The sequence below is a fragment of the Tepidanaerobacter sp. EBM-38 genome, assembly GCA_001896545.1.
Taxonomy (GTDB): Bacteria; Bacillota; Thermosediminibacteria; order Thermosediminibacterales; family Tepidanaerobacteraceae; genus Tepidanaerobacter.
In genome coordinates, this window is sequence record MPOT01000017.1 from 1 (window position 1) to 17,445 (window position 17,445).

General features: G+C 37.8%; 17 protein-coding genes and 1 pseudogene. 6 read left to right on the plus strand and 12 right to left on the minus strand.

Annotated features, from left to right (window positions below; all coding sequences use genetic code 11):
• The 3 genes and pseudogenes from BUC45_RS00920 to BUC45_RS00930 all read right to left on the minus strand — a co-directional run.
• Window positions 1-273: pseudogene (locus tag BUC45_RS00920) on the minus strand (DUF1788 domain-containing protein); the annotation flags it as partial.
• Window positions 274-299: 26 nt separating this feature from the next.
• On the minus strand, window positions 300-908 hold the full coding sequence (locus tag BUC45_RS00925) for a DUF1819 family protein (protein WP_013777642.1): 609 nt from the start codon (window positions 906-908) through the stop codon (window positions 300-302).
• Window positions 909-1,078: 170 nt separating this feature from the next.
• Complete coding sequence (locus BUC45_RS00930) at window positions 1,079-2,413, minus strand: NCS2 family permease (protein ID WP_296969514.1); 1,335 nt, start codon at window positions 2,411-2,413, stop codon at window positions 1,079-1,081.
• Between the two features lie 335 nt (window positions 2,414-2,748).
• Here BUC45_RS00930 and BUC45_RS00935 point away from each other — a divergent pair, with 335 nt between their 5' ends.
• Together BUC45_RS00935 and BUC45_RS00940 are read left to right on the plus strand one after the other, a co-directional pair.
• Window positions 2,749-3,786: a hypothetical protein gene (locus tag BUC45_RS00935; RefSeq protein WP_296969517.1), complete on the plus strand. Its 1,038-nt coding sequence runs from the start codon at window positions 2,749-2,751 to the stop codon at window positions 3,784-3,786.
• Window positions 3,787-3,814: 28 nt separating this feature from the next.
• Complete coding sequence (locus BUC45_RS00940) at window positions 3,815-4,120, plus strand: EscU/YscU/HrcU family type III secretion system export apparatus switch protein (RefSeq protein WP_013777624.1); 306 nt, start codon at window positions 3,815-3,817, stop codon at window positions 4,118-4,120.
• Here BUC45_RS00940 and BUC45_RS00945 read toward each other — a convergent pair.
• Window positions 4,117-4,788, minus strand: coding sequence for an MgtC/SapB family protein (locus BUC45_RS00945; RefSeq protein ID WP_013777623.1), 672 nt, complete (start codon window positions 4,786-4,788; stop codon window positions 4,117-4,119). The two genes, BUC45_RS00940 and BUC45_RS00945, sit on opposite strands and share 4 nt — an antisense overlap.
• Before the next feature lie 22 nt (window positions 4,789-4,810).
• Entirely contained in the window at window positions 4,811-5,386 is a 576-nt protein-coding gene (locus BUC45_RS00950; protein ID WP_013777622.1) for a glycerol-3-phosphate responsive antiterminator, read from the minus strand.
• A gap of 303 nt (window positions 5,387-5,689) precedes the next feature.
• Here BUC45_RS00950 and BUC45_RS00955 point away from each other — a divergent pair, with 303 nt between their 5' ends.
• Window positions 5,690-7,834 (plus strand): YcdB/YcdC domain-containing protein, encoded by a 2,145-nt coding sequence (locus BUC45_RS00955; protein ID WP_296969519.1) that lies wholly within the window; start codon window positions 5,690-5,692, stop codon window positions 7,832-7,834.
• Window positions 7,835-8,056: 222 nt separating this feature from the next.
• Here BUC45_RS00955 and BUC45_RS00960 read toward each other — a convergent pair whose 3' ends face one another.
• From BUC45_RS00960 to BUC45_RS00970, 3 genes are read right to left on the minus strand one after another with little or no spacing between them, the layout of a single operon-like run.
• Entirely contained in the window at window positions 8,057-9,271 is a 1,215-nt protein-coding gene (locus BUC45_RS00960) for a malic enzyme-like NAD(P)-binding protein (protein ID WP_296969521.1), read from the minus strand.
• A 44-nt stretch (window positions 9,272-9,315) separates the two neighbouring features.
• Window positions 9,316-9,873 carry a Fe-S-containing hydro-lyase gene (locus tag BUC45_RS00965; RefSeq protein WP_296969523.1) on the minus strand — a complete coding sequence of 186 codons (558 nt, stop codon included), beginning with the start codon at window positions 9,871-9,873 and terminating at the stop codon, window positions 9,316-9,318.
• Window positions 9,874-9,890: 17 nt separating this feature from the next.
• Window positions 9,891-10,736 (minus strand): fumarate hydratase, encoded by an 846-nt coding sequence (locus BUC45_RS00970; protein ID WP_296969526.1) that lies wholly within the window; start codon window positions 10,734-10,736, stop codon window positions 9,891-9,893.
• 407 nt (window positions 10,737-11,143) lie between these two features.
• Here BUC45_RS00970 and BUC45_RS00975 point away from each other — a divergent pair, with 407 nt between their 5' ends.
• From BUC45_RS00975 to BUC45_RS00985, 3 genes are read left to right on the plus strand one after another with little or no spacing between them, the layout of a single operon-like run.
• Complete coding sequence (locus BUC45_RS00975; protein WP_296969529.1) at window positions 11,144-13,036, plus strand: ATP-binding cassette domain-containing protein; 1,893 nt, start codon at window positions 11,144-11,146, stop codon at window positions 13,034-13,036.
• 14 nt (window positions 13,037-13,050) lie between these two features.
• Window positions 13,051-14,061 (plus strand): tRNA (adenosine(37)-N6)-threonylcarbamoyltransferase complex transferase subunit TsaD, encoded by a 1,011-nt coding sequence (tsaD, locus tag BUC45_RS00980; protein WP_296969531.1) that lies wholly within the window; start codon window positions 13,051-13,053, stop codon window positions 14,059-14,061.
• Window positions 14,062-14,083: 22 nt separating this feature from the next.
• On the plus strand, window positions 14,084-14,557 hold the full coding sequence (locus BUC45_RS00985; RefSeq protein ID WP_296969534.1) for an acyltransferase: 474 nt from the start codon (window positions 14,084-14,086) through the stop codon (window positions 14,555-14,557).
• Here BUC45_RS00985 and rimI read toward each other — a convergent pair.
• From rimI to BUC45_RS01005, 4 genes are all read right to left on the minus strand, one after another.
• Window positions 14,549-15,013 carry a ribosomal protein S18-alanine N-acetyltransferase gene (gene rimI, locus BUC45_RS00990; RefSeq protein WP_296969537.1) on the minus strand — a complete coding sequence of 155 codons (465 nt, stop codon included), beginning with the start codon at window positions 15,011-15,013 and terminating at the stop codon, window positions 14,549-14,551. The two genes, BUC45_RS00985 and rimI, sit on opposite strands and share 9 nt — an antisense overlap.
• A complete protein-coding gene (tsaB, locus tag BUC45_RS00995; RefSeq protein ID WP_013777612.1) occupies window positions 14,994-15,719 on the minus strand; it encodes a tRNA (adenosine(37)-N6)-threonylcarbamoyltransferase complex dimerization subunit type 1 TsaB in 726 nt (241 codons plus the stop codon). Before tsaB ends, rimI begins: the two co-directional genes overlap by 20 nt.
• Window positions 15,716-16,171, minus strand: a complete 456-nt coding sequence (gene tsaE, locus BUC45_RS01000; protein WP_013777611.1) for a tRNA (adenosine(37)-N6)-threonylcarbamoyltransferase complex ATPase subunit type 1 TsaE — start codon at window positions 16,169-16,171, stop codon at window positions 15,716-15,718. The genes tsaB and tsaE overlap by 4 nt, the downstream gene beginning before the upstream one ends.
• Window positions 16,172-16,264: 93 nt before the next feature.
• Window positions 16,265-17,428 carry an amidohydrolase gene (locus BUC45_RS01005; RefSeq protein WP_296969540.1) on the minus strand — a complete coding sequence of 388 codons (1,164 nt, stop codon included), beginning with the start codon at window positions 17,426-17,428 and terminating at the stop codon, window positions 16,265-16,267.
• Window positions 17,429-17,445 lie beyond the last annotated feature (17 nt).

A 17,445-nucleotide genomic window follows, 5' to 3' on the forward strand; every position in this document is an offset into this window, starting at 1 on the left:
TTCCATTTCGAAATTTTTTTCGAGATATCCTTTTGAGTCAAGAATTTCTAACATTATTTCATATAAATCGAATTCTTTTATTTTAAATCCATAGTTCCCACTATTTACTTTGTCCTTTAAAAAATTGATATAATCCCTTACCAACATCTCATGTTGAGGTTCATAGTCAAAAATATAGTACCCAATCTCATTTCCAAGACCTTTGTTTTCCCTAAAAGATTTTTTGGTTATTGCAGGAAGTATTTTATCAAGTCTTTCTTTTGTTGTAGCCACAGCCTGCCTCCTTTCGATCGCAATATTTAATCCAGTTTACCTAATAAGATATCAAGATATACAGTATCTCCTATTTCTTTTAAATGATCTACGACAGAATGTTCTATAATTGGTCTTACTATTTCTATTTTTTTACCTTTATTTTTAACAAGGCCGGATTCGGTCAGAATCCTTGAAATTACCTGCTTAAGCTTATAAAAGGTATAATCCGCCCAGGATGCCACCTTAGCACTTTGCTCCTTTTTTCTGTCAAAAAATATATTAAAGTCCTTGTCCAAAATGAATCTATCCCCAAGTATGATTTTATCTTTATATACTTCATTCATAAATTCAAAAAACAGCCTATCAGTTTTCATTATAGAATATATTGCTATGAGCTTACTTGTTTGTATGTCAGAATTTACTAACTTTTCTATGAAGAATCTATCCAGTGCATTTAGTCTAGTTATAACAGCTGATGCAATTTCTGCTTTTCTGGCATCAGTATTTACCTGGAATATATTGTCATAAAGTGATTTATTTCGGATTTGATATTCATCCTGCCCTTGTAAAACAAGCTTTGCAGCTTTTTTTATCTCTACATACAAAAATGATTGCGATTTAATTGTCGTCCTGTATTTCCATTTATTTTCCATTGTATTACCTCATTTCGGGCCACTTTTACTTAATGTTATTATAGCACAAACATATTCAAAAGTAAGTCAAATCCCCCTAAAAAGCAAAAAAAGATTCCTGCATCTTTTTTTTGATGCAGGAATCTTTTTTAAGCAACTCTGATTTTTATGTCAAAACCAATTCTGATATATTATCTTATAACTGCAAAGTAGAGTATGAATATGACAGCAAGAGCATACATTATCCAATGCACTTCTTTGCCTCTTCCACCTAATAGCATTACCGCCACATATGCTACGAATCCTATGGCAAGACCAAATGAGATGCTGAATGAAAATGGCATCATTATAATAGTCAGAAAAGCAGGAAATGCTTCATAGAAATCGTTGAAATTTATCTTATTTAAGCTGCTGGACATAAACACACCAACTAAGATTAGTGCAGGAGCTACTGCTTCACCAGGAACGGCCAAGGCAATAGGCGAAAAAATAATGCTTGCCGCAAACATTATTGCCACAACTACCGCCGTAAGTCCGGTCCTTCCGCCTTCACTTACTCCAGCAGTTGACTCTACATAAGTTGTTATTGTACTTGTGCCCATCAGGGAACCTAAAACTGTTCCGATAAAGTCTACAAACAGTGCTTTATTTCCACGCTCTAGTTTACCCTCTTTATCAATCATTCCGGTACGGCTCGCAACACCGACAAATGTGCCGATAGAGTCAAACATGTCTGTAAAAAACAGCGAAAATACCACAGGGAATAAAGATATCTGCATAACCTCTCTAATGTTCAGTTTGAATAAAGTTGGCGCAAGACTTGGCGGAAGTGATATTATGCTTGAAGGAAATTTTGTTATACCCATTGGAATACCAATGATGGTCGTTATTATAATGCCTAGTAAAATACCGCCTTTTACTCTCCTAGCTGTTAAAATTGCCATTATGACAAGGCCTATGACAGCCAGCAAAGGCCCGGGTTCTGCAAGATTGCCCAAATCTAAATACGTAGCCTCACTTGCAACTATAATACCTGCATTTTTAAGACCTATAAATGCTATGAACATTCCGATTCCTGCACCCATAGCGTGTTTTAAAGGCATTGGTATTGCATTAATCAGAAGTTCCCTAAGTCCTGTAAGTGTTACTATGATTCCAATAATGCCGGAAATAAATACGGCTCCCAGAGCTGCCTGCCAAGAAAGTCCCACACTGCCGACCATAACATAGGCAAAATAAGCATTCAAGCCCATGCCCGGAGCCAGGGCAAAAGGATAGTTAGCATATAGACCCATTAATAGTGTAGTAAGAGCCGATGCAAGAGCAGTGGCCATAAATACCGCACCTTTGTCCATCCCTGCCGCTTCTAATGTAATGGGATTTACAAAGAGTATATACGCCATTGTCACAAAAGTAGTTAGGCCTGCTAGGATTTCCGTTTTTGGATTTGTCCCATTTTTTGTTAGCTCGAATCTCCTTTCAAGCCAACTACTTGACCCATTTGGAATAGAGATATCCTCCTTCATTATAAAAGCCTCCTCATAAATTGTGCCTTCAATTAGTTGATATGATTTGTTTTTAAAAGAACTATAGCGTTTTGCTCGTACGTAAAATATCTTAACAAAGTAAGCACTTCTTGTCAATATAAAAACGAACAATGTATTTAATTGTTGAATATATAGTTCGTATGTTAATAAAAAGTTTTTTTCATTTCTATTATATAGCATTATAGTTACGTATTATAAACAGTAAAATCCTATCTTAAAATTTGGGCTTTTTGCTGCAGGTTTTTTATTATTTATTTATTATGATATAATCAAATAAATATTGCAATTTAGACTTGGTCTTGTGAGGTGTTCCCATGAAAATCTATTTACCCAAAACCCCTGATATGGGTGGAAGTTTTAAACCTCAAGATGTGATAAATGCTCATATAGTACAAAAAACCGAAAACGGGTATATTGTAAACATTTGTGGTGATGAGGTTTTTGCGCACTGCTTACTCGATCTGAATATAGGCGATTTTCTTAAATTAAAACTAGTTGAATCTTCAGCATCACAAATCGTATTTAAAGTTGTGCAATATGAAGCAAAAGGAGAGTCGGAAGAAGTCACATCAAGACCTTCAATGCCGTTTAACATGCCTCAAACCTTAGAAACCAATGCTGCATTAAAACTTTTAGCAAAACTTAACCTGCCCATAAAAAAAGAACGTCTGACACTTATTATGGATTTACTAAGGCATGTTGTAAACAATAATGATAGTCAGGAATCTTCATTGGCCTTGGAAAGAGAATTATCCTCTCAATCTCAAAATTTATTATTCCATAAAGCACTGTCAAATTACATAAATAGCGACTCTATCTCTTTTGAAGACCAGGTTTTAGAACAACTTCAAGAATTTGTAGCACTTAAAGATGGAACTTCTACTTTACATAAAACTGCAATACATAATCGAACCGGGGCAGATATCATAAAAGATTACTTGGCATTAAAAGCTTTAAACTTCATATATAATGAAGATGGAAGTAATAGTATTTGCTTTTATACAGTACCTGTGCCTATATATCATAATATATACCTAAAGGTTCCTCACAACTTCTCTTCTCGTGATAATACACAGGCGCATCATATATGCCTTAGTTTTATTATCAATACAAAAAACCTAGGAGCTGTGCTTATTGACTTGGTATATGCCAACGGAAAAATAACGGCATCATCCACCTTTGAAGATAAAAAAGCCTTAGATGCGGCTAAAAGGGTTTTAAGTATGAATAAGAGCGCTAGCAGTTTAATTAAAAGCATAAAACTTAAAGTCGGCAAGGTATCTGTTGATGATTTCTTCTTTGGCGAAATTAAAGAACAGCCCATGCCGACAGGAATAAATCTCATGGTTTGATATTTTAAAGAGGTGAGCTAAAAATACCATGACTGAAAAATCACCTGATTTTATAAAGAAAAAAGCAACCGCACTCAAATATAATAGCGCCGAAGATAATGCTCCGAAAATCATCGCTTCCGGAAAAGGTATAATTGCAGAAAAAATTTTAGAACTTGCACAAGAGCATAATATAGCAATATACAAGGACCCGGCTTTAGTGGAAGCATTGGTTCAACTTGAAGTAGGGCAGGAAATTCCTCTTGAACTCTATCAAGCCGTAGCAGAGATACTGGCATTTATTTATTCTGTTGATAGGGAAAGCTTTTTTGAATCTTATTTTGACGATGATTAGTCAAATTCTGCTGTTATATCATATACTCCATCTATTTCTTTTAGCTTTTGCTTAATTTCTTCAAATTCCAATTTATTAATTTTGGGTATCATTAAAGTTATCTGCAACTTATTTTCTTCGATGGTTTCCATTTTAATATTTTTAATACTGATATTCATCTCACCCAAGCATGACCCTACCCTACCCAACTGACCCGGGTTATCTTCTATAACTACAAAGAGTGATTGTAAAAACTTTCTTTGGATGATTATCTGGTCTAATTTATTAAAGGTTACAAGTGTTATAAGTATCAACACTGTAGCTAAAGCAGCGCCATAATAAAAGCCAGCTCCAATCGCCAAGCCAATTGCCGATACAGCCCATAAACTGGCAGCGGTAGTAAGGCCTTTAACGGTAGCTCCTTCTCTGATAATAGTGCCTGCGCCAAGAAAGCCTATACCGCTTACAACTTGTGCCGGTATTCTCCCCGGGTCTAGATTAGTCTTGCCTTGAAACTGGGTAAAAATGAATATTGATGTGAGCATAATTATAGCAGAACCCATACAGACCAGAATATGAGTTCTAAAACCTGCCGGTTTATTTGTGCTTTCCCTTTCAAGGCCTACAATTCCGCCCAGCACAATCGACATTATCAGTCTTAATGTTAGCTCGGTATTACTTAAAACCATTTTTTCACCCCTTTTTATTTTTTTATGATAAGTCCATATCCCATAAACTTTTTCTCGTAGTTGAAATGGCAATGGCACCCGAAGCCAACGCATTTTTTACTTCTTCTTCAGTTTCGATAAGTCCTCCCGCTATTAAAGGTGTTCTCACTCTTTCTGAAATTCTTTTTAGCGTCTTGGTTAATACTCCCGGCAAAATTTCAACTGCATCAGGTTCTACTTGATCAATGGTCCTGACAGCCGTATCCACTGCAAGGCTATCGAGGATAAATACTCGTTGTATGGTGAAAATTCCCATCCTGCGTGCACTAAGAGCTAAATTGCTTCTTGTTGTGATGATGCCATCTGGCCTGATTTCCTCTACAATATACTTGGTTCCTTCACTGTCCTTGCTTATTCCTTCGACAAGGTCAATATGCAAAAATGCCCTCTTCCCTGCTTTTTTTATGCAGTGAACCACGTACTTTATGTTTAAAATACTTCCCGTAAGTAAAAAAATGCACTTGGGTTTTCTGGACAGAGCCATATCCACATCATCAATATCTCTTATGGCCCCTATAATGGGATATTTTTTAATATCGGCTAAGATTTCGTTATTCAAGAAATTCACTCCCGATTTTTAAGGTTTATATAGCATAACATTACTACTCTTGTCTTTTTATAACTGTCTAAAAAGATTATACCGCTATTTAATTTTTTGGTCAATTTTACTACTTTTGTAGATTTAAAGTTGCTGAAATTTATTGCCTTGAAATGTATTACAATTAATTGGGAACTTTTTTTCTAAATAGCCGTCAAATATAATAAAGGCACAAAGAAGTATTTAGGGGGTGATAGTTATTTCTATATTCCTTTCAGAGTTCCTAGCATATAGCTTAAAAAATAGAGGAGGACTGAATTAAAAATGAAAAAATTATTATCTTTAGTTTTAGTATTGACTTTTGCTTTCTCAATTGTCAGCCCTGCTATTGCTTTGGCTGACACGAGTATTTCCCAGGAAAAAGCGATAGAAAAGATTAAAAAAATATTCGATACAACTATCTATGACCGATTCAATATAAATTACAATGAAAATGACGGTAACAAAAAGGTCTGGGAATTATACTGGTCCAAATCAAAAGCACCATATGGCAGCTTAAGTGCAAGTATTGATGCGGAAACCGGCAATATCTTAAATATGTACATGTACAAAGGCTATGATCCTGACAGAAAAACTTCGGCTATTCCTAAATACAGCAGGGAGCAGGCTATAGAAATAGCCAAAACCTTTGCCGAAAAATTACAGCCTTTGGAATTTGCCAAAACTAAATTGATTAACCGCGAAGAAATCATTTATCCTTTAAGTGTCAAAGATTACGATGACAGCTATTTCTTTAATTTTACCCGTATAGAAAGCAATATACCTGTTGAAAACGATGGCATTTACATTAATGTAGATGCACATACAGGTGAAGTTGTAAGCTATTCCTTTAATTGGTCTTGGGAACCTTTACCATCTGCTGAAAAGGTGATTTCGCCAGAAGATGCAGAAAAAATTTTTAGTGATAAAGAAGGACTAAAGCTGATTTACCAGCGATATTACGACTACAGAACCCGGGAGGAAAATATTAAGCTCGTTTATACCCTTAGCTCCCAAAGATTTTTAATCGATGCGATAACGGGAGAACTGATTAATGATGTGTACTACGATAATTACAACATGGGAGCCGGCGAAGCACAAAAGGCGATGGATTCCGATTTCACGCCTGCGGAGGCAAAAGAAGTCGAAATTACAAAAAATTGCATATCAAAAGATGCCGCTGTAAATATTGTCAAGAAATACATTTCCATTCCCAATGATTATAAACAAAGTTGGGCAAATCTATATGAGGACTATGATAACCCTGACCAGAAAGTTTGGAGTATCAGTTGGGAAAAAAGCGATGACAACGGAGAAGGCGGATCAATTTACGCTCGGGTCAATGCAGTAACTTCAGAGCTGCTAAGTTTTGATTTTTACGATTATAGTAATCAGCCAAAGGAATTTAAGCAAAATTATGATAGAACAGCCGCCCAAAAGAAGGCTGAAGAGTTTTTAGAGAAAATCCAGCCGGAACGTTTTAAAGAAGTAAAGTTAGAAGAAGTAAACGAAAGAGTAGATGAGCTAGAAAAAATACGTGAACACAACTTTACCTATACGCGAATAGTTAACGGAATTCCTTATACTGCTAACGGATTTAACTTAACTGTAGATGCACAAAGCGGCAATATAACCAGCTACCGTATGCAATGGCATGAAAGAGATTTTCCCAGTACAGATGGAATCTTAGCAAAATCCGATGCAGAAGCTCGTTTCTTAAAAGATATAGGGCTAGAATTGGTTTATGCATCTATATACAACCCGAAGGATGATACTAATAGCTACAGACTGGTCTACAGACCTAAAACCGCCAAATCATATACCTTCGATGCCTCTGATTTCAAGCCTTTAGACTATAAAGGTAGACCTATTGAAGAAGATGTTAAAACAATTTTTACCGACATTAAAGGTCACTGGGCTGAAAATGATATTCAACTTTTAATAGACCTTGGTGTTATTAAATCTGCAGAAGACAAATTTTACCCTGATAAAAGCATCACCGAAGGTGAATTTATCAAGCTTTTATTAATAGCTAAAAATCAAGGAATATCCGATGACATGGAATTGCAGCCTGTTGCCAAGTCAGAATCCGGCGAAGAAATTCAAAAATATGTCGATGTAGCTTTAAAATTGGGTTGGGTAAAACCAGGTGAGGTTGATATTAAAAGATTCCTTTCCCGTGAAAAAGCAGCGGCTTTTGTTGTAAGAGCTATGGGTCTGGAAAAGGTTGCATGTCTATCTGATATTTATAAAGACATTGCAAAGGATAGTGCTTCTATAAAACCTGAGTATAAAGGTCATGCCACTATAGCTATGGGCCTTAAACTTCTATCGGCTGACAATGGCAACTTCAAGCCAAAAACCGATGTTACTCGTGCACAAGCCGCAACAATTCTTGTAAAGATGCTTAAAAGCGATAGTAGCCAGTAATAAAATCCCGCCTAATCCACATAAAAGGCATACTAAAGCGGATAATTGATTTTCCATGCTGGTGCCAAGCCTCCAATTATGTAGTAACACTAGAGCAAAAGTATATAACATAAAACGACTTTAATTTAAAATTTAAACTGCAATTTAATTACACATCATGCATAAACCCTGCAGAATTTTATCCCTGCAGGGTTTATGTGTTGCCCTTCAAATTAGAATGTTTTATTGTTTCATCATTAATGCTTTAAGCTCTTCGGCATCAATTTTAATTTTTGCAACTTGTGACTTCATAGCTGCTTTTGCTACTTCGCAGGCTACATGAGCCGCTACTCTTTTGTCAAATGCACCTGGAATACAGTATTCCGATGACAGTTCCTCAGGTGTTATAAGAGAAGCTATGGCATATGAAGCTGCAAGTTTCATTTCTTCATTTATATCAGAAGCCCTTACCTCTAGGGCTCCACGAAAAATACCCGGAAATGCGAGAACATTGTTTATTTGGTTGGGAAAATCCGAACGCCCCGTTCCCACTACTTTTGCCCCGGCTTGCTTAGCCTCATCCGGGTATATTTCAGGCACCGGATTAGCCAGTGCAAATATTATGGCATCTTTTGCCATGGTTTTTATCATATCTTTAGTAACAGTACCCGGGCCAGATACTCCGATAAATATATCGCTGTCCTTTAGGGCACAAGAAATATCTCCACTTAAACCCTGCTTGTTTGAAATATCAGCTAATTCCTGTTTGCTCTCATTTAAATCTGTTCTATCCCTTGACACTATACCCTTACTGTCGCAAACCACAACATCAAAAACTCCCGCTGAAAGCAGCAGTTTAGATATGGCCACGCCGGCGGCTCCTGCTCCACTTATGACAACTTTAACATCCTTTATGTCTTTTTTAACTATTTTAAGAGCATTGATAATGGCCGCTAAAACCACAACGGCTGTACCATGTTGATCGTCATGGAACACCGGAATATCAAGTTCTTGTTTTAATCTCTTCTCAACTTCAAAGCATCTGGGAGCTGATATGTCTTCCAGGTTAATTCCTCCAAAAGTTGGGGCTATATGTTTTATAGTATCCACTATTTCGTTTACGTCTTGTGTATCAAGGCATATAGGAAAAGCATCCACCCCGCCAAAGTTTTTAAAGAGAACAGCCTTTCCTTCCATCACAGGCATACCGGCCTCAGCTCCGATATTACCTAAACCCAGCACAGCCGAGCCATCGGTAACTACCGCAACCATGCGTCCTTTAGCCGTATATTCATATACAGAATCCGGATTTTCCTTTATTTTTTTGCACGGCTCGGCTACACCCGGTGTATAAGCAAGACTTAAATCTCTTGAATTTTTTAGCGGAACTTTGCTGATTACTTCTATCTTACCTTGATGCTTCATATGAAGTTGCAGTGCCTCTTGTTTTAAATCCATATTGGTAAGCCTCCTCTGTTTTTTATTTAAGACAATTGAACTTGCTACTGAATTCTGTATTTCGGGGGTTCACTTTCATAAAGATTATTGCCATAGGAATCTATGACGACTATTGCAGGAAAATCTTCCACATAAAATCTATGTATGGCCTCGGCGCCTAAGTCCTCGTAACAAACGACTTCGGCTTTTTTAATACTCTTAGAAATCAGAGCTGCGGCTCCGCCTACGGCTCCAAAATATACTGCGCCATGTTCTTTCATGGCATTAATTACTTCTTTGGACCTTAGGCCTTTTCCAATCATGCCTTTTAGTCCCAGCTCCAACAAAGGCGGTGTATAGGAATCCATTCGGTAGCTTGTGGTAGGACCTGCCGGTCCTACTACATATCCCGGTTTTGCCGGTGCCGGACCTACATAGTATATAATCTGGCCTTTTGGGTCAATAGGCAGCTTTTCCCCACGATTTATAAGTTCTATCAGTCGCTTGTGAGCTGCATCTCTTGCTGTATAAATCACTCCGGTTATTAAAACATTATCTCCGGCCTTTAGTTTTCTAATCTCTTCATCAGTGACAGGCGTTTCTATCCTAATATTGTTTTCCATTTCCTTCCCTCCTTGCTTTATATAACCCTTTGTGCATGTCTTGCTGCATGACAGCAAATATTTACCGCTACAGGAAGACCGGCAATATGTGTGGGAAAGTATTCAATGTTTACCGAAAGTGCCGTAGTCCTGCCTCCCAACCCTGCCGGGCCTATGCCGGATTTGTTTATTTCATTTAGAATTTCATCTTCAAGCCTTGCGTATCTCACATCACTGTTATGCTCCCCAACGGACCTTGTTGTAGCTTTTTTTGCTAAAATTGCCGCCATTTCCATCGTCCCCCCGATGCCTACACCTAAAATAATCGGAGGGCACGGATTAGGCCCTGCCTCAACGGCAGTCTTTACAATAAAGTCCTTAACACCTTGTATGCCATCAGCAGGTTTTAACATCTTTATTCTGCTCATATTCTCACTGCCAAATCCTTTAGCAGTTACGTTAATCGTTATTTTATCACCCGGCACTATAGTTATATGTGTTATGGCTGGTATATTGTATTTTGTATTCACTCTGTCAAACAAAGGATCGTTTACAACTGATTTGCGCAGATACCCTTTGGTATAGGCCTGTTTAACCCCCTGATTTATGGCATCATTAAAATCCCCACCTACCACTGCCACTTCTTGGCCTAGTTCTATAAAAACAACTGCCATACCCGTATCCTGACATAGTGCTATTTTTTCTTCCGCAGCTATTTCGTCATTTTTAATTATCTGGTTAAGTACTGATTTTCCTATGGGTGATTCTTCTGTTTCATACTGCTGCCGCAACTTATCCAAAATGTCTTTTCCGATTACATAATTTGCCTCTAAAAATAATTCTTTAACAGTCTGTTGAATTACCTTTGCATTTACCTCTCTCATTTAATAATTTTCACCTCTTTAATTTGTTTGTGTTAAGCTGCTTGCGTGATTCTATTTTATGGTTATTTACTTCGATTAATTTAACCAAAATCCTTCTTTATTTTTTATTTTCTTTTATTTATATATATTTGATTCTACCGCAGAAACTTATTTTTTATAAATTTATGGTCAACATATGGTATGCCTTATTATAGTAAAAACAGGGTGTTCATATTTTAGGTCAAAATTGACTTTTTACAGTAAAATCGTGTTTCTCTATTTGCGTAACTTTTATTGTCAATTATATTAAGGTTGTGTTAACATATACTTATGGTTTTGGTGAACATTGTTTGAATTTATAATTAGGTGGTGTCATATTCACCATCCAGCTTTCTGCATTATAATCAATAGTATATTTGGTGATATAAATGGCTATCGTAAATGTCTCAAATTTAAATAAAAGTTTTGGTATAGATACCATTCTGGAAGATATTAATTTTTTAATTGAAGAAAAGGATAAAATAGGGTTGGTAGGTCTCAACGGCACCGGCAAATCTACTTTACTCAAAATACTTGCAGGGCAAATGACCTATGACAGTGGTAACATTTATATAGACCGCAGTATCAAGATTGGGTATCTGGCTCAAGGTGTTAATTTTCAAGTCCATCAAACTGTTGGCGAGGTCCTTTCGTCTATATTTCAAGAACAGCAAAATCAGGAGAAGGAACTGCATAAACTCGAAGCTTTGATGTCCTCCCCGAAGGTTTATGAGAATGAGGCACGTTTAGATGGTTTGATGCATCAATACTCCATACTCTTTGAAGATTTTAAAGCAAATGGCGGATTTGAAATACAGAGTCGTATACGGGGAATTCTAAATGGTTTAGGTTTTAACGATGCCGATGCACAGATTTCAAACCTGAGCGGCGGTCAAAAAACACGTCTTGCTTTAGGTCAGATTCTTTTAGAATCTCCTGACCTTTTACTTTTAGACGAACCTACTAATTATCTGGATTTAGAGTCAATTCAATGGCTGGAAACATTTTTAAAAGATTACCCGAAGGCTCTGCTGGTGGTGTCGCACGACCGGTATTTTCTTGATAATATAGTCGGTAAGATTTTTGAATTAGAAAATAACCATATCTCTGTTTATACCGGCAACTACTCTGATTATGTGAATAAAAAACATGCATTGACAAAAGTTCTACAAAAACATGAGGAAATTAGGCAAAAGGAAATCGAAAAGCTTGAAAGCAATATTCAAACCTTTATCTCGCACAGGAATTATGTTCAAGCAGAAAGTCGGAGAAAAAGGCTGGAGGAGCTGCTGCCGAAATCTATTGTAAAAAACAGCAGTTCTCCAGTTAGGCTGAAATTTGATATTCAAGAAACCAGCGGAAAAGAAGTGCTCCAGATTGAAAATCTGGGCTTCTCCTATGAAGATAAAAGTATAGTGAATGATCTAAATTTAAAAGTGTTTCGAGGTGAGCGCATAGGCATAATCGGCCCTAATGGCATAGGAAAATCCACTCTTTTGAAGATACTGGCAGGTGAGCTTGAACCGCAGGAGGGTTTCATACATTTTGGTCATAATGTTGAACCGGTATATTTTGACCAAGAGCAGCAGGACTTTTCTCCTGATGCCACAATATTGGATGAAGTATGGAATTCTGCGCCAGGTCTTAGTTTAACAGAAATTAGAACCTTTCTTGCCAGTTTATTGTTTTTTGATGATGATGTAGAAAAGAATATAGGGGTACTTAGCGGTGGAGAAAAAAGCCGGGTTGCTTTAGGCAAGGCAATTCTTCAAGGGGCAAATCTTCTTTTATTGGATGAACCTACAAATCATCTTGATATATTGTCAAAAGAAAAGCTAGAAGATGCTCTGAAGGCTTTTAAGGGAACTATTATCGCCGTTTCTCATGACCGCTATTTTCTAATGAAAATCGCAACTCGTATTTGGGAATTTGACAATGGCAATATTATAGATTTTAATGGTAATTTCAACTACTATTTAGAGAAAAAAAACGAGAGTAAAAAGCAGGTCATTCCTGAAAATAAAGAGAATAAGACATTGCTTCGTAAGGTCAAGCTTCGGGAGCGACAAGAGCGTGAAAAAAGAAAGCAAGAGCAAAGACAACTTAAGCAGTTAGAAGAAAGTATCTTGGAAAAGGAAAAGGAACTGGAAGAGCTTGAACATATGCTGTGCCAGCCGGAAGTATACAGCAATCCGGAAAATTCCCAAAAGGTCAATACAGCATACAACCAAGTAATTAGCGATTTGGAACATTTATATGAGCAGTTGGATTATGAGGGTTAGAAGGAGCGATATTTTTGAAAGAAAATTTTATTACATTAGGCATTGAAACATCTTGTGATGAAACTTCGGTGTCAATGGTAAAAGACGGTAGGAAAATATTATCTAATACTATTTTTTCTCAGATTAAACAGCATCAGAAATTTGGCGGTGTAGTTCCTGAAATTGCCTCAAGGCAGCATCTGGAAGCCATAACCCATGTAGCTCAAAAGTCCGTAGAAGATGCCGGCATCGGCTTTGATGATGTGGATTTAGTAGCGGTAACCCACGGTCCCGGTTTGGTCGGCGCACTGCTGGTAGGGGTATCCTATGCGAAGGGTCTGGCTTATGCTCTTGAAAAGCCGTTGGTAGGCGTAAATCACATTGAAGGGCATATTTTTGCAAATTTCTTGGAAAACGATTTCGCTCCGCCTTTTTTGTGCCTTGTAGTGTCAGGAGGTCATTCCCATCTAATTTATGTAAATGATTATGGTGATTATGAACTTATGGGAAGGACCGTTGATGATGCAGCCGGCGAAGCCTTCGATAAGATAGCCCGTGCTTTAGGTTTAGGGTATCCCGGAGGTCCGCTTATTGATAAAACTGCAAGATTGGGTAATGAATCGGCTATATCTTTTCCTGTGGCCCATTTTAAGGAAGACAACTTATCTTTTAGTTTCAGCGGACTAAAATCTGCGGTTTTGAATTATTTAAATCACCAAAAGCAAAAAGACTTGCCTATAATAGTAGAGGATGTGGCAGCCAGCTTTCAAAAGGCTGTGGTTGATGCCTTAGTAGAAAACACCTTAAAGGCCGCAAGGGCAAAAAACGTTAAAACAATTGCCCTGGCCGGCGGTGTTGCTGCTAACAGTCGCTTAAGGGATGAATTGACCAATAGAGCCGGCGGGGAATTTAGGATTCAATTTCCGCCTATGATACTGTGCACAGATAATGCTGCTATGATAGCTTGTGCAGGTTATTATCGTTTTCTCCGGGGAATTAAGCATGATTTCACTCTAAATGCTCATGCAAGCTTAAATTTATTTTAAATAATAACTAGCGGAGGGTTCTATGCGTAGAGTAGAAAGACACCGAACAGAACCAATTAATTCTCTGTGGTTTTGGTATAAAACAGTTAATCCGTTAAGAGCGGTGTTTAATTTTATAGTGATTTATACGGCAAGGTTTGTGCCTTTCCTTCCGTTGAAAAATTCCATGTATAGGCTCACCGGAATGAAGGTGGGGAAAAACGTGTCAATAGGATTAATGGCCATGTTTGACATATTCTTTCCTGAGCTCATAGAAATCGGAGATAATACCATAATCGGGTATAACTCAACCATATTGGCACATGAGTATATGGTAAAAGAATGGGGAAAAGGAAAAGTTGTTATAGGAAAGGATGTGACGATCGGTGCTAATGTCACCGTATTGCCGGGAGTTATTATCGGCAATGGTTCGACTGTTTCAGCCTGTTCATTGGTTAACAGGGATGTGCCTGATTATGCATTTGTAGGAGGAATACCAATAAAACCTTTAAAGTGAATCTTTCCACATTATAATCGCATCTTCGCCATCGTCTATATAATATCCCCGTCGGATTCCCACCGGTTCAAAGCCAAGTTTGGAATATAAGTTTTGAGCTATATAATTGGTTTTACGGACTTCAAGGGTCATTTTTGTGGCTCCGTGGTTTTTCGCCACTGCCATAAGCGAACGCATCAGCAGCTCTCCAATGCCCTTTCCACGATATTCGGGCAGAACCCCTACATTGGTAACATGAGCCTCGTCTAGTATTATCCACATACCGGCATAGCCTATAACTTTACCAATATGCCTTACTACAATGTAATGGGAAAATTGATTATCGGTAAGTTCACATGCGAAGGAATATCGGGACCAAGGCGTTGTGAAACATTGACGTTCAACTTCCATTACATCATCCAGATCCTTCATTTTCATAACCTCTACGGTTAAATCATCATCGGCTCTTTGCTCCATGATGCTCCTCCCATTTCTCCTCGGCATTGGATTTTCGTATATAGAAAGGTTTTATTGAAAAGCAATCTTGTATATTCCCATGGATATATTCCTGCAAAGCTGCTGCTGCTATTGATGAAGCACGAGGCATAGAAAATACGGGGTGGGCGGAAATGATATTTTCTTCTGCCTGGTTTCCTCTGTTTTTCAATGAATCCTCTAATATCGGTAAACCATCGCCCAAAACCACTATATTTTCATTAATGCCTAAAAGTTCTTCAAGCAGCGTATCAGCTTTAATCAATTTATAGTCCCAAAGCCTTTTAAGCTTGCAGTCTTCCCAACGGTAAAGAGATGTATAAACTTCCTGCCGCTGAGCATTAATCACTGGGCACAGTAAATCTTTTGTGCCCATAAGATTATATGCCAAACCATCAAGGGTATTAACTCCTATCAAAGGCTTGTTCAAGGCATGTGCCATGCCTTGAACACAGGCCATGCCTATGCGGATTCCTGTAAATGACCCCGGCCCTTTAGCCACCGCTATTGCATCTATGTCATTTATGGTTAACCCTGAATCTTTCAGCACTTGGTCAACGATTGCCATCATTTTTTCCGAATGGGTCTTCTTATTATTTACAATATACTCTGAGAAAAGCTTTTTTTCGCTTAATACGGCTGCAGTCGCTACAATTGAAGATGAATCGATTCCTAAAATCCGTGTCATATGCTCAGCTCCTGAATAATCCTGTCATAACGAGGACTTTTTGTTGTAAATCTTATTTGCCTGCGGTTTTCTCCCACAACTTTGAAATCTATCCATAATACATCATCAGGCAGCATTTCCTTTACTTTGTCGGCCCATTCCATAACAATAATAAAATCTTCTAGATAATCATCAAACCCAATATTTTCAAGCTCTTCGAGAGTTTTAAGTCTATATGCATCCATGTGTGCAAGGGCAACAGGACCATGGTATTCATTTATTATAGTAAAAGTGGGACTTGTAACGGGGTGGTCTATGCCTAATCCCTTTGATATACCTCGAGTAAAAGCCGTTTTGCCCGCACCTAAATCTCCGGTTAGAGCCAAAAAGTCCCCTTTGGAAAGAAGTTTTCCCAGCGATACTCCTAGCTTTTCTGTTTGCTCAACATTTTTTGTTTCAAAGACTTTTTCCATTGTGCTCATCCTAATTTTATCCGCTAAAAATTATTTGTAAAATTATTATATCACAAAATATAATACAATAAATTGAAAGAAAACTTGACTAAATCAGCAGCCCTCTTCATAGACTATTTCACCGTTAACTATGACGCAATGGGGTTTAGATTTTATGTCAAGCGGATATCCGTTCCATATTACTACATCGGCATCCTTATCTTTCTCAAGACTGCCAAGGCGTTGTGCAATGCCTAAAATTTCAGCTGCATTGATAGTAATAGCTGCCAAAGCATCTTCTTCCTTCATGCCCTCACGCACTGCCAAGGCGGCACAAACAGGTAAGTATTGTATTGGTATAACCGGATGATCGGTCATTATGGCTACTTTTACACCTTTATCTGCTAGGATTCCCGGTGTGGTAAAACTCAGGTTTCTAAGTTCTACCTTTGAACGAGATGAAAACGAAGGACCTACCACTGCAGGAATACCTAATTCTGCTAATTCATCAGCTATCAAATGACCTTCTGTACAATGTTCAATAACCATATCCACATCAAATTCTTTGGCAATTCTCACAGCAGTCATTATATCATCTGCTCTATGAGCATGTGCTCTTAATGGAAGCTTTTTATCAAGAACATCACATAAAATCTCCATTTTAAGGTCTCTTTCAACTACTTTATCCGGATCGTTTAAGCTCTTTTGGTATTTTGTTTTATAGTTTTGAGCATTTACCAAAGCTTCCCTGAGCAAAGCTGCCGTTGCCATCCGGGTGGCAGGCATTTTTTTCTGCTCACCATATACCCTTTTGGGATTTTCCCCAAATGCGATTTTTAAGCCTGCAGGCTCTTTTACAACCATTTTGTCTATAATTTTCCCATATGTCTTTATAATAATAGACTGTCCACCGATAACATTAGCACTTCCGGGGCCTGTGAAGGCACATGTGATGCCTCCCATTATTGCATCCTTAAAGGCCTGGTCACCGGGATTTATTGCATCAATAGCTCTAAGTTGAGGTGTCACAGGATTGGTGCATTCATTACCTTCTTCCCCTATATCGCCTACTCCTTCTTCAAAAATGCCTATATGGCTGTGAGCATCTATAAAACCAGGAAAAACGTATTTCCCGGACGCATCAATTACATCGGCATTTTTAGGAATCTCTACTACTTGGCCAACTTCCTTTATCTTGCCGTCTTCAATTAGTAAGCTTCCTTTATCAATAACCTTACCGGTCATAGTATATATTTTACCATTTACAATAGCTAACATGTTTTTCCTCCTGCTTA